This is a genomic window from Plantactinospora sp. CA-294935, from assembly GCF_050936445.1.
In the GTDB taxonomy this organism is placed as follows: Bacteria; Actinomycetota; Actinomycetes; order Mycobacteriales; family Micromonosporaceae; genus Plantactinospora.
In genome coordinates, this window is the sequence record NZ_JBNJMU010000001.1 from 517,920 (window position 1) to 539,849 (window position 21,930).

Here is a 21,930-nt window from a genome sequence, read left to right on the forward strand (position 1 = left end):
AAGAACCTTGAATCCGCTGTTCAGCGCCGATTCAGCGGTACCCGGTTCCAGCCGTCGGCCGAGCCGTAGCTGACATCGCCGTCGCCCCGGGCGTAGAGCCAGCCGTCCGGGGCCCGAAGCACCGGACCCGGGCAGCGATCTCCAGCGCCCGGGTGCCGCGCAGGAACAGCGGTACGGCGGCGATCGCCGTCGCGACCGCGATCAGCAGCAGCACGGCCGGCCGGGGTACCTCGTCGGTGCGCAGCATCTCGGCGAAGACCGTGACCAGCAGCAGGTACGGCAGCAGCAGGACCCCGCCGAGCAGCAGGAAGACCCCTCGGCGGTAGGTGGCGCCAGTGGACAGCGGTGCCAGGGCGGCCCGGAGCGTCACCCGGCCATTCTGCCTCGGGACGGCTCGGGTGAGCCGGGACGGCTCGGCTCGGCCAGCTCAGCGATGTTCCTGGACGTACGCCTTCGGGTCCTTGTCCTGGAAGGTCAGGTCCCGCCCGCCCGGGTGCTCGCCGTAGAAGGTGAGCCAGCGGGCGCCGAGTTCGGCACGCAGTTCGAGGCTGGAGTTGCGCCGGAAGTCCGCCAGCGCGCCGTCCTCCTCCTCGGCCAGGTGCTCGCTGTTCTCCCGCCGGGCCTGCCAGACCGCCGCCCACCACCCGTCGGTGCCGGGTACGTGCCGCTTCGACTCGGCGATCGCGTCCCGGATCTTGTTGTGGTCCCCGATCGCGTCGTCGGTCTCCTCCCCGGCACCGGGATCGCCGTGCCGGACCAGGTACGGGTAGAGGATCGCCTCCTCCGCCTCGGCGTGGATGTCGAGGTGCAGTGCCAGCGGCTCCCAGACCGCCCGGAGTGCCGCCTCGCCCCGGGCGTCGTCGAGCCGGGCGAATCCCCGGCGGAACGCCGCATGGTCGTCCAGGATCAGCGCGGTGATGTCCTCCATCGTGGTCTGACCTCCTCGATTGGATCAAGCACTCGCCGGATAGACACGGAAGTTCCATTTTTGCGGGGTACTAGCGAAAGTATCGCGATAAAGGACAGAATTCCCCGCATGGCTGTTGGAGAGTTCCAGACGCAGGTCGTCCGGCGTGCCCGGGGGATCAGCGCCGCCCTCAGCACACCGCCGTACGTGAAACCGGGGCACTTCTACTCGCCGGCCACCTCGCCGGCGGACCGGGCCACCGCGATCGGCTGGCGCGACCTGGCCCCGGTCGGCGTCGACCTGCGGGAGCCGGAGCAGCTCCGGCTGGCCGCCGAACTCGGTCCGCTGATGCGTGAACTCCCCAGCGACCGCTGGCACGACCACAACGGCATGTACGGCCGCGCCGACGCCGCCGTGCTGCACGCGATGCTCCGGTACCACCGGCCGGCCCGGCTGATCGAGGTCGGCTCCGGCTACTCCACCGCGGTCGCCCTCGACGTCGCCGACCGCTACCTGCCGGATCTGCGGATCACCTGCGTCGAACCGCATCCGGAGCGGCTGCGCTCCCGGCTGCGCCCCGGTGACCGGGTCGACCTGGTCCAGCGCCGGGTCCAGGACGTCGACCGGTCCAGTTTCGCCCGGCTCGCCCCCGGCGACATTCTGCTGATCGACTCGACGCACGTGGCAAAGGCCGGCTCGGACGTCGTCTGGCTGCTGTTGCACGTCCTGCCGACGCTGCGTCCCGGGGTGATCGTGCACATCCACGACATCCACTGGCCGTTCGAATATCCGGAGCGGTGGCTCCGGGAGGGTCGGGACTGGACCGAGGTCTACCTGCTCCGGGCGTTCCTCACCGACAACGCGGCGTGGCGGGTGCTGCTCTTCACCTCGTGGCTCTGGTCGTGCCACCCGGACGCGCTACCGGCCGAACTCCGGGGGCTGCCCACCGGCGCGTTCTGGATGCGCCGCGCCGACCAACCGCCCGGCACCGGCTGACCGGCCCGGTGGGCGCCACCCGCCGGGCCCCACTGCGGGCACCCCGGCTACCCGACGCTCCCCCGGCTACCCGACGCTCGCGCCGGGCCGACCGGACCCGGCTCACCAGGCCAGGTCGGCGTCCCGCTCCGGCGAGCCGACCGGCAGGATCGGCCGGAGGCCGCGGGGCGGCTTCGCCCGCCGCTGCCACTCACGCGGGTAGCCGAGCGACACCTCGTCGAAGCGGACCCCGTCGAACCAGTTGACCCGGGGGATGTGCAGGTGGCCGTAGACCACGGCGGCGGCCTGGTAGCGCCGGTGCCAGTCGGCGGTGTGTACGGTGCCGCACCACTGCGCGAAGACCGGGTAGCGCAGGATGTCGGTGACCTCGCGGACCAGCGGAAAGTGGTTGACCAGCACGGTCCGGGTGCCCGGTGCGAGTTCGGCCAGCCGGCGTTCGGTGAGCGCCAGCCGGGCCGCGCACCAGTCCTCCCGGCTCGGATAGGGATCGGGGTGCAGGAAGTACTCGTCGGTGCAGACGATCCCCGCCTCGTGCGCCAGCGCCAGCCCGGCCTCCTTGGTCTGCGCGCCCGCCGGCCGGAAGGTGTAGTCGTAGAGCAGGAAGAGCGGCACCACCGTGACCGGCCCACCCGCACCCGTCCACACCGGGTACGGATCCTCCGGGGTCAGTACGCCGATCCGCCGGCACATCTCGACCAGCAGCTCGTACCGGGCGACCCCGCGCAACTGGACCGTGTCCTGGCGGGGCGTCCACAGCTCGTGGTTGCCGGGCACCCACACCACGGTGGAGAAGCGCTCCTTCAGCAGCCGCAGCGCCCAGTAGATGTCCTCCACCCGGTCGGCGACGTCGCCGGCCACCAGCAGCCAGTCCTCGTCCGAGCCCGGAACGAAGCTCTCGACCAGTGTCCGGTTCTCGGGATAACCGACGTGCAGGTCGCTGACGGCCAGCAGGCTGCCGCCGGGACGCGAGGTGGTCACCGGCCGACCCTACCGGGCCCGCACGTCGGGCCGAACGGCCGTGCTCAGGGCTCGACCCAGCCGTGCGACCGGGCCAGCCCGACCAACTGCTGCCGGATCGCGCCGATCTGGGCACCGGTCAGCGACGGCACCTTCTCGATCAGCAGTTCGGTGACCTCGGCGCTGAACTCGGCTCCGGAGAGTACGTCGCACAGCTCGTCGTCGCCGGCCGCCCGGCTCGGGCGCGGCTTGGCGGGCCGGTCGGTGATCCGGATCGCCGACGCCTTCAGCCCCCGCTCCCCCTGCTCGACCTCGTATTCCAGCCGCATCCCCGGTTGGATCAGGTGCTTGTCCTCACCGAAGTCGTTGGCGTGCACGAAGACGTCCTCACCACCGCTGTCGGGGGCGATGAACCCGTAGCCGCGTACCTCGTCGAACCTCAGCAGCTTTCCCGATGCCACCACAACCACCGCCACCCCTACCTCACCGACCACCAACACACCGGCCGCCCCGGCCCGACACCACCGGCCGCCCCGGCCCGACACCACCGGCCGGACCGGCCGGGCCGCCCCTGGCGACACAGTAGCGAGCGGACCCTCCCGCAAGCAGCCCCGCGCGGCGGGCACCCGGCTACGACGCGATCGCCCGCGCCCACGGTACGACGAGCCGCTCGACCGCCACCACCAGGTAGAACAGCAGCGCGCCCATCAACGCCAACAGGGTCAGCGCGGCGAACGCGAGCGGGGTGTCGGCGGAGGCTCCGGAGTTGACGATGACCGCGCCGAGCCCCCGGTCGGGGTTGACCACCTCGCCGATGATCGCGCCGATGATCGCCAGTGAGATCGCCACCTTCAACCCGACGAAGATCTGCGGCAGCGCCCAGGAGAGTCGTACCTTGAGGAAGGTCTGCCACCACGAGGCGGAGAGCGAGTGCACCAGCTCGCGCAGGTCGTTCGGGGTCGAGGTCAGCCCGGCCATCGCGGAGACCACGATCGGGAAGAAGCAGACCAGGATCACCATGACGATCTTCGGTTCCGACCCGAAGCCCATCCAGACCAGCAGCAGCGGCGCGAGCGCCACCTTCGGTACGGCGTTGACCGCCGCCATCAGCGGCATGGTCATCCGCTCGACCGTCCGGGACGCCGCCAGCAGCAGCGCGACCAGCAGCCCGCCGCTGGCGGCGATGCCGAACCCGATCACCGTCTCCAGCAGGGTCACCCAGGTCTCCGCGAGCAGATAGCCGGGCAGCCGGAGAAACGCGTCGACCACGTCCGGCGGCGCCGGCAGGAAGAACGACGAGATGTCGAAGAGGCGGGTGACCAGCCACCAGAGGCCGATCGCCAGCACGGCACCCAGTACCGGCAGTCCGACGTTGGTCCAGAGTCGGGCCAGGCGGGTGTTCGTCGGCGAACTGGTCATGACGGCCTCCGGGTGGGTGACGCGGCGACGGCAGGGGGTTGGCCGGCGGCCCGGTCGGTGCGCCGCCGGGAACGGTGCGGACGATACCGGGACGGCGGCCGATGCGACCGCCGTCCCGGCCCGGCTCCGTCACCGACCGGCCTTGCAGGGCATCGGTACGGAGCCCTCGGCCCTCAGGCCTTCGGGACGAACCCGAAGTCGACGACCTTGTCCGGCGTCAGTCCGGCGGGGATGAGGCCGGCGCCCTGCATCACGGCAATGGTCCGCATCACCCGCTGCTCGTCCATGAAGCCGATCGGCGCGCCGCCGACCGGTGCCACGTAGGGCGTCATCGCCTTGATCTCGCCGATCCCGGACGGCACGGCGTAGCTCGGCTCCGCCTTGTTGAGGATCTGCGCCGCCTCCTCCGGGTGCTCGATCGAGTACTGCAAGCCCTTCAGCAGTGCGCCGGTGAACCGGCGGACCAGCTCGGGGTTCTTCTCGATCAGGGCGGGCGTGGTGATGACGGCGTTGCCGAACAGGTCCCGGAGGTAGTCGCTGTACGGCAGCACCACCACCTCCTTCTTGGAGACGTTCGCCAGGGCCGTGCGGCTGAGCAGGAAGGTGCCGAGCGCGTCGACCTGCCGGGACGCCATCAGACCGTTCAACGCGGTGGCCTGTGCCCCCTGGATCTTCACCTTTGCCGTGTCGATGCCGGCCAGCCGGGCGTACGCCGGAAAGAGCAGTTCGGTGACCGACCCGGCGCCGGTCGCCATGGTCCTGCCCTCCAGGTCCTTCGGGGTGTTGATGTTGGTGTCCTTGGTGGTCATCACCGCGACCAGCGTCTGCTGGTGTACGGCGGCGATGGCCCGCCATTCGGTGAACTCGCCCTTGCCGGCCTGGATCACCGCACCGGTGAAGTCGAGGGCGGCGAACTGCACCTTGTTGGACTTCAACGCCGTCAGGTTGGGGACGTTGCCCGCACCCTTCTGGATGTCGACCTCGATGCCGGCCTCGGCGAAATAGCCCTTCTCCTTGGCCACCCAGGCGAACGCGTCCCGGCCGACCGCTCCGAAGGCAGTGATGTACGCGACCTTGTCCGGGTCCTTCTTGGACGCTTCGGCCTCCGCACCGGAGTCGCCGCTGCACCCGCTCGTGACCGCCAGCGCCGCCGCCAGTAACGCCGCGGCGAGCAGGCGAGAACGTCTGATCATGTGTGCCTCCCGCTTGTGGAATGGACCCGAGGGCGGGCAATCGACGCCTCCCGCGCGAACAGCGCGCCGCGACCCCTCGGCACGTATCCGGCCTGCCGGCCCTCGTTCGGTCGAGAATCGTAAATGAGCCTTGTCCGAAATGTCATCGACAAGATCCGGTCAAGATTCTGGCAAGCAGATACATGATCGTTTCCCGCCACAAGATACCAGCAGGTCACGGCGATTGACATTCGGCATCGACAGCAGCCAACCTGTCCGCAATATTGTTGATAATTCAGGAGACAATGTTGCGTTCAGCCGTACTGAGCTGGGAGTTGGCGGGGTGCCGGCACCCGGTCGACCCGCCCGACACCGGTCGCGCCATGCCGGCGTACTGCCCGGTTGGCGGGCGCACTCCGGCTAAGGTCCGACGCGTGCATATCCCCGTCGACACAGTGGACTCCGCGTACCCGACATACCAGTCTCACCGTCCCGATCGATTCCGTCGCGGCTGCCACCGAAATCGCCCAAATGTTGACCGACGTTGGACGTTGGACAGATTTCCGCCCGGATCGACCGGGCACGGATCGCTCCGGTGACCGGATCATGACCGAATCCGCGCAGCAGCCACCATCAGCCGACCGAGGTCGTCCCCGGGTCGCCCGACAGCACCGGGCGGTCGACCCACCGCAGCCGTCGGCCGACCGGAACGACCCACCGGCCACGTCGGAGCCATCAACGACCGGCCGGCGGGGCCCGAGCCGGTCCGCCGAGGAGGCGTACGACCAGCTCCGGCAGGAGATCTACCGGGGCGAGCTGATGCCCAACGAGCGGCTGATCGAGATCGAGCTGGCAACCCGGCTACAGGTCAGCCGGGCGGTGGTCCGGACCGTGCTGGTCCGACTCGGTCAGGACGGACTGGTCGTGCTCACCCCGAACCGGGGCGCACACGTCCGGCTGGTCACCGAGGAGGAGGCGGTCGAGATCCTCCAGGTACGGGCCGTGCTGGAGGCGCTCACCGCGCGGCAGGCGGCACTACACGCCACCGCCCGGGAGATCGCCGGGATCCGCCGGATACTCGACCGGATGGCCCGAAAACTCGACTCCGACGACCTGCTCGGCTACTCGGAGGGGAACGCCAAGCTGCACGCCGCGATCATCGCGGCGGCCCGGCACGAGACCGCGGCCCGGCTGATCACCGGGCTCCGGGCCCAACTCGTCCGCTTCCAGTACCGCACCATCCTGGTGCCCGGCCGACCGAACCGGTCCTTCGAGGAGCACACCGCGATCGTCGAGGCGATCGCGGCCCGGGACCCGGACGCCGCCGAGGCGGCGATGCGCCAGCACCTCGGGCACGTCGAGTCCACCCTGGCCAGGACCGCGACCGCGATCCGTCGCCGGGGCGGCCGGCCCGATCCCACCCGCCCGGGCTGACCGGCGTACGGTCCCCGCCCACCCCGACAAGGAGCGTCATGTCCGCGCACCCCGTCCCGTCCGCTCGTGCCCGTGCCCTGGTGCAGGGGGCGTACGACACCCACGTACACATCGCACCCGACGTGATGGAGCGGCGGATCGACGACCTCGACCTGGCCAGCCGGTTCGCCGAGGTCGGACTCGCCGGCTTCGTCCTCAAGTCCCACTACGTACCGACCGCCGAACGCGCGGCCGTGGTACGCAAGGCGGTACCAGGAGTCGACGTCCTCGGCGCACTCACCCTGAACGGCACGATCGGCGGAATGAACCCCGCCGCGGTCGAGATCGCCGGCCGACAGGGCGCCCGAATCATCTGGATGCCCACCGTCGACTCCGGCAACCAACGCCGCAGCACCGCCACCGACCTACCCGGCGCCACACCCGCGATGTGGGGAGCACTCCAGGCCGACCTGCACGCCCAAGGCATCGTCCCCGACACCGTCGAGGTACGCGACCCCGACGGACACGTACTCGAACGAGTCCGCCAAGTCCTCCGGGTCATCGCCCGACACGACCTCGTCCTCGCCACCGGACACCTCGACGGCCCGGAAATCCTGGCCGTCGTCCACGCCGCCAAACAGGAAGGGGTACGCCGGATCGTCGTCACCCACCCCGAATTCACCTCACAACGACTACCCGTCACCCAACAGCGGGAACTCGCCGAAGCCGGCGCCCTGCTGGAACGCTGCTACACCACCGCACACACCGGAAAAGTCTCCTGGAACCACCTGTTCGACAACATCCGAGCCGTCGGCGTCACCCACTCCGTACTCTCCAGCGACCTCGGACAACCATTCAACCCACCGGTCGAGGACGGCCTCGCACTCTTCGCCGACCGGCTACTCGAAGCCGGCTTCACCGAGCAGGACGTCCAGACGATGGCGGTGCAGAACTCGCGCCGGCTGGCGGCGGCGAGCGCGGACCGGGTGCCGGCCTGACCCTGGCTCCGGCCGGCCCGGCCCGCGCTCTCGCTCGGCCCAGCCGAAGCTGGTGGCGATGCTCAGGCGGGCGGCGCGACCTCGACGACCGGTTCGTGGCGTACCGGGAAGTTGACCGAGCTGGCGATGAAGCAGAGCCTGTGCGCCTGCTCGTGCAGCTCGGTCGCCCGGTCCACCATCTCCGGCGCGGCCACGGTCACCCGGGGCCGGAGGACGACCTCGGTGAACGCACCGCCGCCGTCCCCGCTCTCCGCCATCGTGCCGACCGCCTCGTCGACGTACCCGGTGACCACCACCCGGCCCCGGGCACAGAGGCTCAGGTACGACAGCATGTGGCACTGGGCCAGCGCGGCGACCAGCAACTGTTCCGGGTTCCACCGGGCCGGGTCGCCCCGGAACGTCGGGTCGGCGGAGCCGAGCAGCGGTGCCGGTCCGTCGGCGGTGACCCGGTGGTCCCGGCCGTAGTCGCGGTAGTTGACCGTGCCGGCCTCACCGGCTCCGGTCCAGGTGACGGTCAACCGGTAGTCGTGGCTCCTCGGCACTGGTCTCCTCCTCGGCTCGCTGCCGCGAGTATCGACCAGACGAGTGTGGCCTGTTACCACCCCGCCAGAGGTAGTAACAGACCACACAGTCGGGCACGGGGTGTTGACCTCAAGTGCGGCTGAGGTCGCAGCCTTGAGGGTGCCGGACGCGCGGGTACGCGCGCCGGGGGCGGCGACGTTGGAGGTGGTCGGGATGCGCGCGATCGAGGTGGCCCGGTTCGGTGGCCCCGAGGTGCTGGTGCCGGTCGAGGTACCGGACCCGGTGCCGGGTGCCGGCGAGGTCGTGGTCGAGGTCGTCGCCGCCGACACGCTGTGGGTGGAGACGATGATACGGAGCGGCCGGGGCGGTGTCGTCTTCCCGGTGCAGCCGCCGTACCGGCCCGGAGTCGGGGTCGCCGGCACCGTCACGGCGGCCGGTCCGGGGGTCGGCGCACACTGGCTCGGCCGACGGGTGGTCACCCGCACCGGCCCGGCCGGCGGATACGTCGAACGCGCCCTCGTCCCGGTCACCGGCCTGGCGGCGGTACCCGACGAGATGGACGCGCGGGACGCCGCCGCCGTGCTGCACGACGGCGTCACCGCCCTGGCGCTGGCCGACATCGTCAAGCTCGCCTCCGCCGAGCGGGTACTGGTGACCGCCGCCGGCGGCGGGCTCGGCGCGATCCTGGTCCAGCTCGCGCACGCGGCCGGGGCGACGGTGGTGGCCGCCGCCCGGGGCGCCGCCAAGCTCGACCGGGTCCGCGAACTCGGCGCCGCCGTACCGGTCGACTACTCGGCACCGGACTGGACCGACCGGGTACGCGAGGCGACCGGCGGACTCGACGTGGTCCTCGACGGTGCCGGCGGCGACTACGGACGAGCCGCGTTCGAGCTGGTCGAGCGCGGTGGCCGGTACTCGGCGCACGGCACCCCGGCCGGCGCGTTCGCCACCGTCGACCCGGCGGTGGCCCGGGCCCGGGGCGTCGCCGTGACCGGCATCGAGGCCGTCCAGCTCGGCCCGGACCAGTTCCACGCGTACCTGGAACAGGCGCTGGCCGAGGTGGCGGCGGGCCGGATCAGGCCGCTGATCGGTCAGACGTTCCCGCTGGCCCGGGCCGCCGACGCGCACGCCGCGATCGAGAACCGTACGGCGATCGGCAAGACCCTGCTGATCGTCTGACCCCGGGCCGCCCGCGGCGTAACCCGATCCGTCGGTGCCTGCCGTGGGCGGCCCGGACCCGGTGCCGGTCCTAGAAGTCGTCCGGGGTGCGGATCCGGTCCCGGATCCAGAGCCCGGCCTCCTTCAGCCGGGCGGTACCGCCGAACGCGCCGGCCGCGCAGGTGCCGGTGGTGAAGACCGCGCCGGAGCGGAAGTCGTCGGAGAAGTTCCAGTTCACCCAACTGATCTTCCGGCTGGCGAAGAGGTCCAGGTAGCGCTGGGCCATCGTGAAGTCGTTCGGGCCGTCCCCGGAGTAGTCCTGGGTGCCGAACTCGGTGACGAAGAGCGGCAGCAGGTCCGCCGCCCGGGTCACCGTGTCGAGGTAGTAGTCGTCGTGCGAGGCGGCGTAGAAGTGGAAGACGTACATCACGTTGCCGGCGCTCACCGGGTTGGCGGCGATGACGTCCGCGCCGCCGCCCTCGCCGGAGGCTCCCAGCGACGACCAGTCGGGGGTGCCGACCAGCACCACCGCGTCGGCGTCCCGAGTACGGATCACCGGGATGATCTGGTCGGCGTAGCTCTTGATGGCGCTCCAGGCCACCCCGTTCGGCTCGTTCGCGATCTCGTAGATCACGTTGTTCTTCGCCCGGTGCCGGTCGGCGATCTCCGCGAAGAAGGTACGCGCCCGCTCCAGGTTGTGGTTGGGGTCGCCGGGGGTGAGCATGTGCCAGTCCACGATGGCGTACATGCCCCGGGCGGTGGCCAGCTCGATGTAGTTGTGCACCAGGTCGGTGAAGCGACGCGGGTCGGTCTCGTAGCCGCCCTCCTGGATGTACATCGAGATCCGCAGTACGTCGGCCTGCCACTCCCGGGCGAGTACGTCCAGCGAGGCCGGGGTGGCGCAGTTGGCGTACCACTGGAGACCGTGCGTGCTCATCCCGCGCAACTGGATCGCCTTGCCGGCGGCGTTGCAGAGCTGCCGGCCACAGACCTGGAGCTGCCCGTTCGCCGCCACCGGGGTGCCCCCGCCCGGTGGGACCGTCGGCGGTACCCCGGTCGGGCTCACCGTCGGGGTCGGGGTGGGCCCGGCACCGCCGCCGCAGGGCTGGCCGTTGAGCTGGCAGCCGTTCGGAGCGCCGGTACCGCTTCCGATGAACCCGAAGGTCACCGAGGCGCCGGGGGCGATCCGGCCGTTCCAGGAGAGGTTGCCGAAGGTGTGCCGCTGGCCGCTGCTGGCCAGCGTCGCGTTCCAGTGGGAGCCGACGGTCGTCCCGGCCGGGAGGTCGAACTCCACCCGCCAGGAGGTGAGGGCGGTGCTGCCGCCGTTGGTGATGGTGTAGCGGCCCTCCCAGCCCGACCCCCACTCGGAGACCTTCGCGAACGAGGCGGTCGGGGTCGCGGCGGTCGAGTTGGCCGCCGCCTGGGCGACCACCGCCGCGGGTGCGGCCGCGACCGCCGCGACGAGCCCGGCCAGCAGCAGCAGTCTGCGGGTACGCCTCACGATTCCTCCGGCACTCGACGGCGGCGGCCCGACCGGCACAGGGCGAGCCATCAACTTCTGTCGAACTATAAGGACAACTAACTATGCCCGCAACACGCGGGCCGCACCTGCACCGATGGCAGGCCCGACCCGCCCGCTGCGGGTTCGTCGACCCGGACCGCCAGACCCGTCCCGTACGCCCAACCGGGGCCACTGGTCGGCCAACCGATGCCCGACGCCACGGTTTCGGCCTCCCGCGATGCGGAACGTCGACTTTTACCTGCCGTCGATAGCGTCGAAGAGGCGGCGACGGATCATCTCGAACTCCCCGGACATGTCCTGGGCCATCCGATCGAGATCATCGGCGTTGTGGGCGGCATCGGCCGCAGCGGAGGGAGTGCCGGCAAGATCGTCAGCGTCGGCAGCCCTGGCGAGTTCCTGCCCCACCTGAACGCGCAGATCCTCGTGCGCGTGGCGCAGCGCCCCCAGGATCGACGCGCTCAGTGCCGCAGGTGCCTGCCGCATCGCTTCGTCGCCGATGACGAGTTCGCGGGGAATGCCGTCACCCTCGATGACGACCCTCACCAGTCCATCCTCCGACCGCCCATGCCCGGTGACCCGATTCAGGACGGCCAATACCGAATCGGCGACGGGGTGCCGCTCAGGCTCCCGGCTCATTACCATGGGTTCACCTCCCGACCACTCAGCGATGTTTCACCATACCGTCGATGCGAGATCGATCGGAGGTCGTGAATGGATGTCTCGCCCGAGGCTCAGTCGACGCTCAGGACTCGTCCTGCCGGTGGAGCGTCCCGCTCGGCGCTCGGTCGAGGCATGGAAGTCGCGGGCGCTGCGCTGCTGGCCGGCTCGACCGTCGTGGCGATCATCGCCGTGCTGCTGCTCGGCATCCGGTGGGCATCCGGGGACGACCTACGATTCGCCACCAGCCTGTTCCTCTGGGCTGGCCGGGGAATCTGCGTTGCCGCGCCGCTGATGTTCGTCGGCAGGTACGTCCGTCGCCAGGCGGCGCTGCTCAGGGACTTCACGTTGGTGCTCGACGACGCCGGGGCGCACTGGTCCGGTGCCGTCGCCGGGTCCGTCGCCTGGACGGAGCTGGACCACGTCGTCGTCACGGCCCGACCGCGCCGGGCACGTCGGCTGATCTTCGCGCGGCGGAGAGCCGGACAGGCCGGCCCGACCGACGCGACCGTCCGGGCCTCCCCCGTGACACATCTCGTCCAACGCCTGGTCGACCCGTCCCGCTGGATCCTCGACGTGCCCATCGACCATTTCGAGCAGCCGGCGGAGTCGCTCGTGCAGGTCCTACGTTCGGCGTCCGGTGGCCGATTTCCCGATCTCTATCCGGCGGAACAGTTTCCGCGGACCGAGGAGGCCCCATGAGCGACATATCGGCCAACCAGGATCATCTGCGCGACATCGCGTCGAGGCTGGCAGAGCTGGCGGGACGGGTCGACGTCATGTCCCGCAGCCTCACGGACGGCGGCGCGGTGCCGGACCGGAGTCAGTTCCCCGAACTTCCCGTCGGACAGCGGGCCGCCACGGTCTGGAGCGACGGGAACTCGGCGTTCGTCGACGGCCTCTCGCTGGTCGGACAAGGCCTCACCCGGTTCAGCGACAGCATCCTGGCGGCAGCGGCCGGATACGAACGGGCCGACCTGCGGGGTGCTGAGCGGATGCTACGCAACCTGCCAGGAGACACACATGACTAGCGTGGCCGAGAAGTACGGCATCGACACGTCGGACGTCCGGCGAATTGAAGGGCTGTACGGCCAGAGGTTGCCGGACATCCTCGAACCGCTACGTCAGGCTGACGCCGACTTCGAGGCACTGCGATCCGCCGCCGAGCAGCATCGCGCCGTCGCCGAGGAGACCCTCCGCGTCCACGGCGACCTGACACAGCTCCGCAACGACATGGCATGGGGCGGGCAGGCCGGCAACGCCGCCGCGAACGCACTCGACGTGGTGCTGACCGTACTCAAGTGGATTGCCGCGATCATCCTCTTCGTGGTCGGGGCGCTGCTCGCGCTCATAGCGATGCTGCTCTACGCCATCGCCGCGATCCTCAGGTGGATCGGAAAGGCCCTCGCGGCCTGTGCCGCCGTCGTCGCGGTCGTCGTCACGATCATCGTGATCATCCGGGCAGGCGGACGGGGACAGTCGGGACGATTCAACATGATCTGGGCCGCGCTTCGGGCCGTCTTCAATACGACGTACCTCGCCACGCTCGGCATCACCGGCGCGCTCGGCGACGGGTTCGGCTGGGTGTTCGAGCAGGCCGCCAAGGGCGTCATGTGGCTGGCGCTCTACCTGATCGAGGTCGGCGGCAACCTGACGGGTACCCCGGACGAGGAAATGGGTCCGCTGCGCGAAGAGCGCAACAAGCTCTTCGACTGATCCCGTCACACCCCGGTCCTCACGCCGGCCAGGCAGCGCCCGGTAGACCAACTCACGGTCGTACCGGCCAGCACGCCGGATCACATCGTCGCGCAATGAGCGACCCGGTTCGATAGGGTCAGGCATGCCGTCTGACGAAGCGGGATCCTTCGCCGAACGGGTCGAGACGATGCGCCGGATCGAACACGGCGAACAGCGGTACGCCGACGGCAGCCCGGCGCTCCAGGCCACCGCGTACTATCTCGACCATCTGCTCGCCGACGCGGTCGCCCGGGCCCGGGCCGCCAGCGACCTGCCCCGGCGCAAGGTCGAGGTGCTGATCAGCCTCTGCGGCTTCGCGGCCACTCCGACGGTACTCACCTACGAGTTGCTCCGCCCGAGCCGGCTCGTCGTGATCACCTCCCGGGACGCACCGGACAGTGTGGACCTGATCGGCCAGCGGCTGGTCGGCCCGGACCGGCTGCGGCACCAGGACTTCCGGCACGTACCGGTGGACGCCAGCGACCCGCTCGACATGTACCAGCAGATCGCCCGGGAGCTGGCCGGGCGGGACGGGCGACACGCGGTCATCGACATCACCGGTGGCCGGAAGGTGATGAGTGCCGCCGCGGCGCTGGCCGCCTGGCAGCTCAACCTCGGGCTGACCTACATCGAGAACCAGTTCGACCCGGTGACCCGGCAGCTCCGGCACGGCGAGGTCCGGCTCATCTCGTTGGAGAACCCGACCACGCTCTTCGGCGAGCAGGAACTCGCCCGGGCGCTGGAGATGTTCCGGTCCGGCGCGTTCGAGGCGGCCCGGCGCCGCTACGACGAGATCGCCGAACGGATCGCGGTGCCCGGCCGGGCCCGGCTGATGCGTGCCCTCGCCGAGCTGTACCGGACCTGGTGCGACCTCGACCTGGCCGCGCTGCCGGCGGCGGTCGCCGGGGTGGAGCAGAGCCTGCGGCAGGGCCGCCGGCACCTCCGGCCGGACACCTCGGCGACCGTCGACCGGCAGCTCTCCTTCGCCCGCCGGTTGGCGGCCGGCGACGCCACCGCCTTCGTGGTCTGCTTCTACGTGCTCGGGCTGCACTACCAGCAGCTCGGCCGGCACGACTTCGCGGCGCTGCTGTTCTACCGGACCGTCGAGGCCTGCCTGACCACCCGGCTGCGGCACCGCTATCCCGGATTCGACCCGGACGACTGCGACTGGTCCCGGCTCGGCGACCCCGCCGCCGTCCGGGCCGGATTCGCCGAGGTGTCCCGCTCGCTCGCCCCGCCCGCCTCCACCGGACCGCCCAACAAGCTGACGCTGTTCGCCGCCGCCATCCTGCTCGCCTCGCTCGATGACGAACTGGCCCGGCGTACCGGGCTGGTCGACCCGGAACGGCTGCGCGAGCTGCGCGACCGGACCTGGGCCCGGAACAAGTCGGTGCTGGCGCACGGGACGCAGCCGATCGCGGCCGAGCACACCGAGTCGCTCCGGGCGGAGGCGTCCGGGCTGCTCACCGCGTACTGGGCGCTGCACGGGGACGGGAACGACGTCGACGAGCTCTGCGTCGAACTCCGCTTCCTCCGCGACGACCGGTGACGGTGCCGGGGATGGCGCAGCTCCGCGTTCCGGCGTCGTGGGCCGACGAGTACTGCCGGGCGACCGAACCCGAGCTGTTCGCGCCGAGCGAGGCCGAGCAGGCCGAGGTGTGCCTGTCGTACCCGCAACGGGCCCGCTGGCTCGCCGAGCACGGCCTCGACGAGATCCGGGCGGACCTCGCCGGGGGTCTGCTGGTCGAGGAGTTGACCGGGAAGGACGGCCGGTACTACCGGCTGACCGGTACCCGGTTCGAGGTCTACGCCCAGTCGCGCGGCGCCCGGGACAGCGGGGTGCCGCAGGCGTACGTCACCTCGGTGAAGCCGGCGCGTGGACTGGGCCGCACCGAGACGGTCCGGCCCGGACAGGTCCGCCTGGTGCCGGTGTGGGACGAGGAGTACTGCTACCTCCCGGAGCTGCTGGAGACGTTCACCGAGGGGCTGCGGATCGTCCAACGGCGACGGTCGCTGCGGGACTCGGCCGGCCGCGAGCTGCACCGCAGTGCCGCGCAACCCCGGCCCCGGGGCGATCTGCACGCCCGGATCCGGCGCCGCTACCAGCCGCTGCTCCAGATGCTGGAGCTGCTGGAGCAGCGCAGCATCCACGAGGGCACGGTACGCGGCAGCGCGACCGTGGTCGGCGAGGGTCGGCTGGCGGAGCAGCCGGTGCTCTGGCTCCGGCTCGACCAGCCGGCCACCTTCGCCGAGGGGCGTACGGTGACGGTGCGCGCTCCGGGCGCGACAGCGGGCCGGGATGCGGTGACGGCAAACGCTCCGGGCGCGACAGCGGGCCGGGATGCGGTGACGGCAAACGCCCCGGGCGCGACAGCGGGCCGGGATGCGGTGACGGCAAACGCCCCGGGCGCGACAGCGGGCCAGGATGCGGTGACGGCGAACGCCCCGGAGGCGACGGCGGAGCTGCGGCTACTCTCGGTCGAACCGGACGGCGACGCCCCGATGCTCGCCCTGGCCGCACCCCGTACACCGTTCGCGCCGCAGACAACGGTGCGGTTGGAGCAGCAGGGCCGGTTCGCGCTCGGCAAGCACAGCGCCGCGCTGAGCCGGTTCCTCGACGAGCAGGTCGAGGGCGACTGGGAGCACCTGGCGCTGCTGCTCGGCGCCCCGGGGCGGCTGCCGGCGGTGGAGTTGCCGCCACTGCCGGCGTACTTCGACGACCGGCTCAACCCGGAGCAGCGGGCGGCGGTGAGCGGCGCCGTCCGTACCCCGCACGTCTTCCACGTGCAGGGCCCGCCCGGCACCGGCAAGACCACGGTGATCACCGAGGTCGTGCGCCAACTCGTCGCCCGGGGCGAACGGGTGCTGCTGCTCGCCCCGATGCACGTGGCCGTCGACGAGGTGCTGCGCCGGCTCGCCGACCAGCCGGGAATCCTGGCGCTGCGGATCTCCTGGGACGAGTCCCGGGTCGCCAAGGAACTCCGGCGGTACCTGCCGAAGGAGGTCAGCCGGACGTACCTGCGGCAGGCCCGCCGGCCGGCGAACTCGCAGGCCGGGCGTTGGCAGGCCGAGGCCGACCGGCTGCGGGACCGGCGCGACGCGGTGGACGCCTTCCTGGCCGCCGACGCCCGGCGGCGGGCGACGGCCGAGCAGCTGCGGTCGGCGGAGCGGGAGCGCGGCGCCTGGCGGGAACGGCTGGCGGCCGACCTGGCCGGCAGCCGGGCCGGGGAGGTCGAGGCGGCCGCGGCGCTGGAGCGGCTGGCGGCGGCGCTGCCCCCGGTGGCGGCCCGGACCGAGGCGCTGCGCGCGCAACTCGCGGCGGTGCCGCTGAGCCGGCGGTTCTGGTCCCGGGTCCGGGTCTTCTTCGAGTCGCCGGACGAGGTGGCACGGCTGGGCGAGGCCTACCGGGCCAGCGAGGCGGAACGCCGCCGGCTCGACCACGACCAGCGGTCCTGGTCCGGGCGCTGGGCGGCGGCCCGGGCCCGGGCCGCCGCGCTGGAGGCGGAGCGGGTCACCGGGGAGCGGTGGCACGGCGCCGAGGTGCAGCGCCGGCAGGCCGAGACCGAGGCGGCCCGCGCCGATGCCGAGCGGGCCGGAGACCGGGTACGGACGCTGACCGACCAGGACCCGGTCGGCCGCCCCGAACCGGAGGTACGGCGGTGGCGGGACCGGTTCGACGCCGAGCTGACCCGGCGCCAGCAGCGGATCCACCTGGAGCAGCGCTGGTTCGCGCTCTCCGGGCTGGTCGGCGGCTCCCCGGAGTCGCTGGCCGACCAGGTCGACGCCGACCTGCGCCGGTCGGCGAACCTGATCTGCTGCACGACCACCGGGGTGAACCGCGATCTCGGCGACGCCGACTTCGACACGCTGATCGTGGACGAGGCGAGCCGGGTGGTGGACAGCGAGTTCCTGATCGGGGCGGTCCGGGCCCGCCGCTGGGTGCTGGTCGGCGACGAGCACCAGCTCCCGCCGTACGTGGAGCCGACCGACGAGCACCACCTGCACGCGCTCGCCGCGTTGCACATGGTCGGCCGGGGCGCCGCCGCCGACCTGCGGGCCGCGGTCGACCAGCTCGCCGCGATCTGGACCGAGGACGAGGAGCTGCACCAGTTCCGCACCGACACCGTGCTGGCGACCGCAGAGCGGCTGCGGGAGTCGGGCCGCTGGCAGAAGCTGTACCGGCGCACCTTCGAGGCGGCGTGGCGCCGGCTGGGCTCCGACGGCGCGGACGCCGAACGAACCCTGCTGACGGCGATGCGCGAGCACCTGGTGCGCAGCCTCTTCGAGGTCACGGTCGCCGGTGTGCCGTCGGCGTTGCGGCAACGGTTGCGGGTACAGCGCCGGATGATCGAGCCGATCGCGTCGCTGGTCTCGGGTCCGGTCTACGGCGGCGACTACCTGACGCCGGACCGGCCGGACGTGACACCGCTGCGGTACGGCGGCACCAACACCCCGGTGGTACTGGTGGACACCTCGGTCTACGGCGGCCGGGCGAAGGAGCGCACCGTCGGCAGTGGCTTCGTCAACGAACTCGAGGCGGAGCTGGTCGCCCGGATGTGCCGCTCGTGGGAGGCGCGGCTGCGACGGTCGGGCGGCGACCGGGTGACGGTCAGCGTGCTGACGTTCTACCGGCGGCAGGCCGCCGCGATCAGGGATCGGCTCGGCGGGCCGGCGTTCGACGACTTCCGGGCCCTCGACTTCCAGGTGGTCGACGCGATCGACAAGATCCAGGGCCAGGAGAGCGACCTCGTCTTCCTGTCGTTCTGCCGGGCCTTCGTCGGCCGGGGCACCCCGTCGGCCCGGTACGGCCGGTGGTTGCAGGACATCCGCCGGCTCAACGTCGCCTGCACCCGGGCCCGCCGGGGACTGGTGCTGGTCGGGCACGCCCCGACGCTGCGCGGGCTGAACGGCGTACCGGAGGCGGAGGAGTTCTACCGCAACCTGTTCGGACTGCTCGACAAGCGGTCCGACATGGAGATCGCGAAGGGCGTCGGGTGACCGTGCAGGGTGCCGCATGATCGAGTTCGTCCCGGCCGACCCGCCCGCCGAGCCGGCGCCCGGGACAGTCGCCGTACTGCCCGAGGTGCTGGTGCCGATCCGCTGGTGGCGCGGGGTGTCGTTCGAACGCGCCGCGCCGGTGCAGATGACCCCGCTGGAGCGGTTCGTGCTGGAGCTGGCGATGACCACCGGCCGGGCCGACCCGGACGAGTTCTTCGAGATCACCAACCTGCCCGGGGCGACGCTGCTGCCGGTGGCGGCGCGCCGGCTGGTCGCCGCCGGGGCACTGGGCCGGGACGGCGACGGGTACCGGCCCCTGTCACCCGACGCCGAGCGGGCCGCCCGGACCCGCACGGTGTACCGGAAGCGACAGGTCAGCCTGGACGTCGTACTCCTGCCGCGCACCGGCGACCTGCTCGTGCTCGACCCGCGCTCCTCCGGGCTGCGCGAGGTCGAGCGGCTCCGCCCCCGGTCGGCCGGGAACGCCCCGATGCCACCCGGGCTGGCCGGCCGCACGCTCGTCGACGAACTGCGCGCCCGGCTGGCCGCCGGCACGGTCACCGGGGTGGGCGAGGAGACCACGGAGGTGGCAGAGCCGGTGACCGAGTCGCCGGTGATCAGCCGCAGCGGCTGGTGCCCGGTGTACCGGTGCCGGGGCGAGCTGCGGGTCGACGGCGACCGGTACCGTCCGGTCCTGACCCTGCCCGGGGACGGCGAGCGGGATCCGGTGAGCCTCGACCTGCCCGGCGCCGTCGGGCTCGCCGAGCACTGGCTCGGGCTGGTCGACGCGTTGCAGGACCCGGCAACCCGGGCCCGGGCCTGGGACGGGCTGCTCGGTTGGACGCAGCGGGTGGCGCCCCGGACGGACCGGACCGGCCCGGGCCGGTGGCGCTGCTCGATCTCCGGGGCGATCGCCCGGCGCCTCGTCGACCAGGGCCGGAATCTCGCGCTGCCGCTCGGGTTGGCCGCCCGGGGCGAGGACGCCGTGGTCGAGGTGGCGATCGACCTGGTCGGCGCCGACCGGACGGCCGAGACGCTGATCGAGGTGGATCGCCGGATCACCGCCGCCGCCGAGCCGGGTGCCGACGTCCCGACCCTGCCCGGCAGTCCCGAGCTGCGCGACCGGGCCTGGCGGCTGGGATTCCCCGGCCTGGTGTACGCGCTGCGCGAGGCGGAGGACTTCCGTTATGCCTGACGGTGATGTGCTGCGGGAGGAGCTGGATCTGGGCGCGGTCACCGCACCGGAGGGATATTTCCTGCTCCGGGACGCGCCCGGGCAGCCGTTCCTCGACGCCCCCGACACCGACCGGGCGTACCGGCACCGGTTCACCTACCGGGGTTCCGTCACCTCGATCCGCCGGGCGGCGATCGAGTTGATCCAGGGCGCCCGGCACAAGATTTTCCTGGCCAGTTTCCGGATCGGCGACCGGGAGCTGCTGGACGCGCTCTTCGCCGCCGTGGACCGGCTGCACGGCGGGGTGTACGTCGTCACCTCCTGGACGGAGCAGTCACTCAAGCGCGACCTGTCCAGTCTGGAGGACGTCGACGAGGTCGACGTGCAGGCCCAGAAGAAGCGGTTCGACGAGCTGACCCGGCGAGGGATCGCGCTGCGTGGGCACGAGGGCTGCCACGCCAAGTTCCTGGTCGTCGACGACAGCGTGGCGCTGGTCTCCAGCGCCAACCTGGAGACCAGCGCCCTGGTCGACACCGGGCGGAAGCGGGCGACCGGCGAGAACGGGGTGCTGGTCGGTGACCCGGCCGAGGTCGACCGGCTGGCCCGGTTCTTCACCCGGCTCTGGTTCGCCGGCTGCACCTGGGCGGCGCTGCCCGGTGCCGAGTACGCGCTGCACCGGCGTACTCCGGCACCGAGCCCGGTCACCGTGCCACCGCTGGCCGGCGGGCCGGGTGTGATCTGGACGTACGACGGCGAGGACGGGGACGGGCCGCACCGGGAGCGGGGCATCCTCGATGCCGTGCACGACGTGATCGGTCGGGCCCGCCAGGAGTTGCTGCTCGCCACCTTCAGCCTGGTCGGCATCCGGGACCGGCCCGAACTGCTGCTCGATCCGCTGCGCCGGGCGATGGCCGCGCACGACCTCGACGTACGGCTGCTGGTCCGGGCCCGTAACAACGTCCCCGAGCACCGGGCCGACACGGCGGCCCTGGCCGAGCTGGGCGTGACGATCCACGGCGACTCGGACACCCACGCCAAGGGCGTGATCGCCGACGGCCGGTACGGTGCCCTCTTCTCGGCGAACTTCGACGCCGTACACGGGATGTTCTCCGGTGTCGAGGTCGGCACCCGGCTCGACGGCCGGCCGGCGCTGGCCGAGGCCCGGCGATACTTCCGGCACGCCATGGAGCACGCCGACCTGTCCTTCGTACCGGCGCCGACGCAGCGCGAGCTGGACCAGGGGCTCGGCGCCCGGTGGCGGCGCCGCTGGCCGCACGGCGAACGGCTCACCGTGTCGGCGACGGACGACGACTGGCGGCGGCTGGTCGACGCGGCGGTCACCGGTCCGGTCCTGTGGGAGGAGGACGGGGACCTCCGGCTCTACGTCGGGGACGTCGTCGCCACCCTCCGACCGGCGGGACCGGCACGGTTCCAGCTCACCGTGGCGGAGCAACGCCCCGACGCCGCCACCCGGATGCGGGACTGGTACGCCGAGCGCCCCGGCGCCGGCACCGCCCGGCCGAAGCGGGGCTGCTGCCCGGCGCTGTTGACCCGGCTCCGCTGACCGGCCTCCGCTCGGCGTACCCCGATTGCCCGCTCCGCGTCAGTGAACCTTTCTCCACCTCCCTTGCGGTCCGGCGGACCGCCGGGCCGGGCGCGGTGCGTGAGCGCCGCGCGGTTCAGGCCGAAAAGGTTCAGTGGTCCGGGGCCGTCTCGGGGGCGGGGCGCGGCGGTCCGCCACGCAGGGTGTACGCGAGCAGACCGCTCACCGCCAGGACGGTGGCGCAGACGGTCGCGGCGGTGGTGCCGGCCGGTTGCACCAGCCAGCCGGCGACCTGCATGTTCAGTTTCGGGCTGGGTCCCATGAACGGCAGGACCGTGACGAGGGTCCAGGTCAGCGGGGCGATCCAGGCGCGGGCGGCGCCGAGCAGCGCAGCGCCGAGGGCGGTGAGCCCGAGCATGCCCGCGGTGTCGCGCAGCACGAGGGCGAGCGGCTCGAAGCGCGCGTCGCTGCTGGCGGTGATGGCGAACAGCAGCGCGATGATCGCGGTGGCGGTGACCACCAGGTGACCGGCTCGGCGTACCGGCCAGTTGACCGACGCGGTGCGGTCGAGAGCGTCGTCGGCGCCGCTGAGGGTGTGCGCGAACGCGACCGCCGCGAGCATCACGGTGAGGCTCAGCAGCCGGGGGCTGATCGTCGGCGTCTCGCCGAAGACCAGCCACAAAGCCCACGTCGCCGTGACCGCCGCCACGGCGGTGGTCAACGCGAGCGGGACCCGGCGGGAGCGCAGGTACAACCC

At 72.0% G+C, this 21,930-nt stretch carries 21 protein-coding genes; 11 read left to right on the top strand and 10 right to left on the bottom strand.

Annotated features, from left to right (window positions below; genetic code table 11):
- Window positions 1-31: 31 nt before the first annotated feature.
- Together ACQEVC_RS02395 and ACQEVC_RS02400 are read right to left on the bottom strand one after the other, a co-directional pair.
- Window positions 32-370, bottom strand: a complete 339-nt coding sequence (locus ACQEVC_RS02395) for a hypothetical protein (protein WP_432872919.1) — start codon at window positions 368-370, stop codon at window positions 32-34.
- Window positions 371-427: 57 nt separating this feature from the next.
- Window positions 428-928 (bottom strand): hemerythrin domain-containing protein, encoded by a 501-nt coding sequence (locus ACQEVC_RS02400; protein WP_432872921.1) that lies wholly within the window; start codon window positions 926-928, stop codon window positions 428-430.
- Window positions 929-1,036: 108 nt separating this feature from the next.
- On the opposite strand from ACQEVC_RS02400, the gene ACQEVC_RS02405 reads away from it, so the two are divergent.
- The gene (locus tag ACQEVC_RS02405; RefSeq protein ID WP_432872923.1) at window positions 1,037-1,903 is read left to right on the top strand and encodes a class I SAM-dependent methyltransferase; all 867 of its coding nucleotides are present in this window, start codon (window positions 1,037-1,039) and stop codon (window positions 1,901-1,903) included.
- 102 nt (window positions 1,904-2,005) lie between these two features.
- On the opposite strand, the gene ACQEVC_RS02410 is transcribed toward ACQEVC_RS02405, so the two are convergent.
- The 4 genes from ACQEVC_RS02410 to ACQEVC_RS02425 form a co-directional block, all read right to left on the bottom strand.
- A complete protein-coding gene (locus ACQEVC_RS02410) occupies window positions 2,006-2,881 on the bottom strand; it encodes a metallophosphoesterase family protein (RefSeq protein WP_432872925.1) in 876 nt (291 codons plus the stop codon).
- Window positions 2,882-2,925: 44 nt separating this feature from the next.
- Entirely contained in the window at window positions 2,926-3,324 is a 399-nt protein-coding gene (locus ACQEVC_RS02415; RefSeq protein WP_432890959.1) for a cold shock domain-containing protein, read from the bottom strand.
- A gap of 166 nt (window positions 3,325-3,490) precedes the next feature.
- The gene (locus ACQEVC_RS02420) at window positions 3,491-4,279 is read right to left on the bottom strand and encodes an ABC transporter permease (RefSeq protein WP_432872927.1); all 789 of its coding nucleotides are present in this window, start codon (window positions 4,277-4,279) and stop codon (window positions 3,491-3,493) included.
- 173 nt (window positions 4,280-4,452) lie between these two features.
- On the bottom strand, window positions 4,453-5,472 hold the full coding sequence (locus tag ACQEVC_RS02425) for an ABC transporter substrate-binding protein (RefSeq protein WP_432872929.1): 1,020 nt from the start codon (window positions 5,470-5,472) through the stop codon (window positions 4,453-4,455).
- A 585-nt stretch (window positions 5,473-6,057) separates the two neighbouring features.
- Here ACQEVC_RS02425 and ACQEVC_RS02430 point away from each other — a divergent pair.
- Together ACQEVC_RS02430 and ACQEVC_RS02435 are read left to right on the top strand one after the other, a co-directional pair.
- Window positions 6,058-6,885: a GntR family transcriptional regulator gene (locus ACQEVC_RS02430; RefSeq protein WP_432872931.1), complete on the top strand. Its 828-nt coding sequence runs from the start codon at window positions 6,058-6,060 to the stop codon at window positions 6,883-6,885.
- A 38-nt stretch (window positions 6,886-6,923) separates the two neighbouring features.
- On the top strand, window positions 6,924-7,862 hold the full coding sequence (locus ACQEVC_RS02435) for a DUF6282 family protein (RefSeq protein ID WP_432872932.1): 939 nt from the start codon (window positions 6,924-6,926) through the stop codon (window positions 7,860-7,862).
- A 62-nt stretch (window positions 7,863-7,924) separates the two neighbouring features.
- Here ACQEVC_RS02435 and ACQEVC_RS02440 read toward each other — a convergent pair whose 3' ends face one another.
- Window positions 7,925-8,404, bottom strand: coding sequence for an OsmC family protein (locus ACQEVC_RS02440; protein WP_432872934.1), 480 nt, complete (start codon window positions 8,402-8,404; stop codon window positions 7,925-7,927).
- Between the two features lie 139 nt (window positions 8,405-8,543).
- On the opposite strand from ACQEVC_RS02440, the gene ACQEVC_RS02445 reads away from it, so the two are divergent.
- Window positions 8,544-9,563, top strand: a complete 1,020-nt coding sequence (locus ACQEVC_RS02445; RefSeq protein WP_432890962.1) for a zinc-binding dehydrogenase — start codon at window positions 8,544-8,546, stop codon at window positions 9,561-9,563.
- A 70-nt stretch (window positions 9,564-9,633) separates the two neighbouring features.
- Here the strand turns inward: ACQEVC_RS02445 and ACQEVC_RS02450 are convergent, their stop codons facing one another.
- Together ACQEVC_RS02450 and ACQEVC_RS02455 are read right to left on the bottom strand one after the other, a co-directional pair.
- Entirely contained in the window at window positions 9,634-11,022 is a 1,389-nt protein-coding gene (locus ACQEVC_RS02450; RefSeq protein WP_432890964.1) for a cellulase family glycosylhydrolase, read from the bottom strand.
- A gap of 276 nt (window positions 11,023-11,298) precedes the next feature.
- Window positions 11,299-11,706 carry a YbaB/EbfC family nucleoid-associated protein gene (locus ACQEVC_RS02455; RefSeq protein WP_432872935.1) on the bottom strand — a complete coding sequence of 136 codons (408 nt, stop codon included), beginning with the start codon at window positions 11,704-11,706 and terminating at the stop codon, window positions 11,299-11,301.
- 150 nt (window positions 11,707-11,856) lie between these two features.
- On the opposite strand from ACQEVC_RS02455, the gene ACQEVC_RS02460 reads away from it, so the two are divergent.
- The 7 genes from ACQEVC_RS02460 (at window position 11,857) to ACQEVC_RS02490 (ending at window position 21,194) form a co-directional block, all read left to right on the top strand.
- The gene (locus ACQEVC_RS02460) at window positions 11,857-12,423 is read left to right on the top strand and encodes a hypothetical protein (RefSeq protein ID WP_432872937.1); all 567 of its coding nucleotides are present in this window, start codon (window positions 11,857-11,859) and stop codon (window positions 12,421-12,423) included.
- Window positions 12,420-12,752, top strand: a complete 333-nt coding sequence (locus ACQEVC_RS02465) for a hypothetical protein (RefSeq protein ID WP_432872939.1) — start codon at window positions 12,420-12,422, stop codon at window positions 12,750-12,752. The genes ACQEVC_RS02460 and ACQEVC_RS02465 overlap by 4 nt, the downstream gene beginning before the upstream one ends.
- On the top strand, window positions 12,745-13,437 hold the full coding sequence (locus ACQEVC_RS02470) for a hypothetical protein (protein ID WP_432872941.1): 693 nt from the start codon (window positions 12,745-12,747) through the stop codon (window positions 13,435-13,437). Before ACQEVC_RS02465 ends, ACQEVC_RS02470 begins: the two co-directional genes overlap by 8 nt.
- A gap of 124 nt (window positions 13,438-13,561) precedes the next feature.
- The gene (locus ACQEVC_RS02475; protein ID WP_432872942.1) at window positions 13,562-15,007 is read left to right on the top strand and encodes a TIGR02710 family CRISPR-associated CARF protein; all 1,446 of its coding nucleotides are present in this window, start codon (window positions 13,562-13,564) and stop codon (window positions 15,005-15,007) included.
- 11 nt (window positions 15,008-15,018) lie between these two features.
- Window positions 15,019-18,456 carry an AAA domain-containing protein gene (locus ACQEVC_RS02480; protein WP_432872943.1) on the top strand — a complete coding sequence of 1,146 codons (3,438 nt, stop codon included), beginning with the start codon at window positions 15,019-15,021 and terminating at the stop codon, window positions 18,454-18,456.
- A 16-nt stretch (window positions 18,457-18,472) separates the two neighbouring features.
- Window positions 18,473-19,651 (top strand): hypothetical protein, encoded by a 1,179-nt coding sequence (locus tag ACQEVC_RS02485; protein WP_432872944.1) that lies wholly within the window; start codon window positions 18,473-18,475, stop codon window positions 19,649-19,651.
- Window positions 19,644-21,194: a phospholipase D-like domain-containing protein gene (locus ACQEVC_RS02490; protein WP_432872946.1), complete on the top strand. Its 1,551-nt coding sequence runs from the start codon at window positions 19,644-19,646 to the stop codon at window positions 21,192-21,194. The genes ACQEVC_RS02485 and ACQEVC_RS02490 overlap by 8 nt, the downstream gene beginning before the upstream one ends.
- A gap of 130 nt (window positions 21,195-21,324) precedes the next feature.
- Here the strand turns inward: ACQEVC_RS02490 and ACQEVC_RS02495 are convergent, their stop codons facing one another.
- The gene (locus tag ACQEVC_RS02495) at window positions 21,325-21,927 is read right to left on the bottom strand and encodes a hypothetical protein (RefSeq protein WP_432872948.1); all 603 of its coding nucleotides are present in this window, start codon (window positions 21,925-21,927) and stop codon (window positions 21,325-21,327) included.
- Window positions 21,928-21,930: the final 3 nt, after the last annotated feature.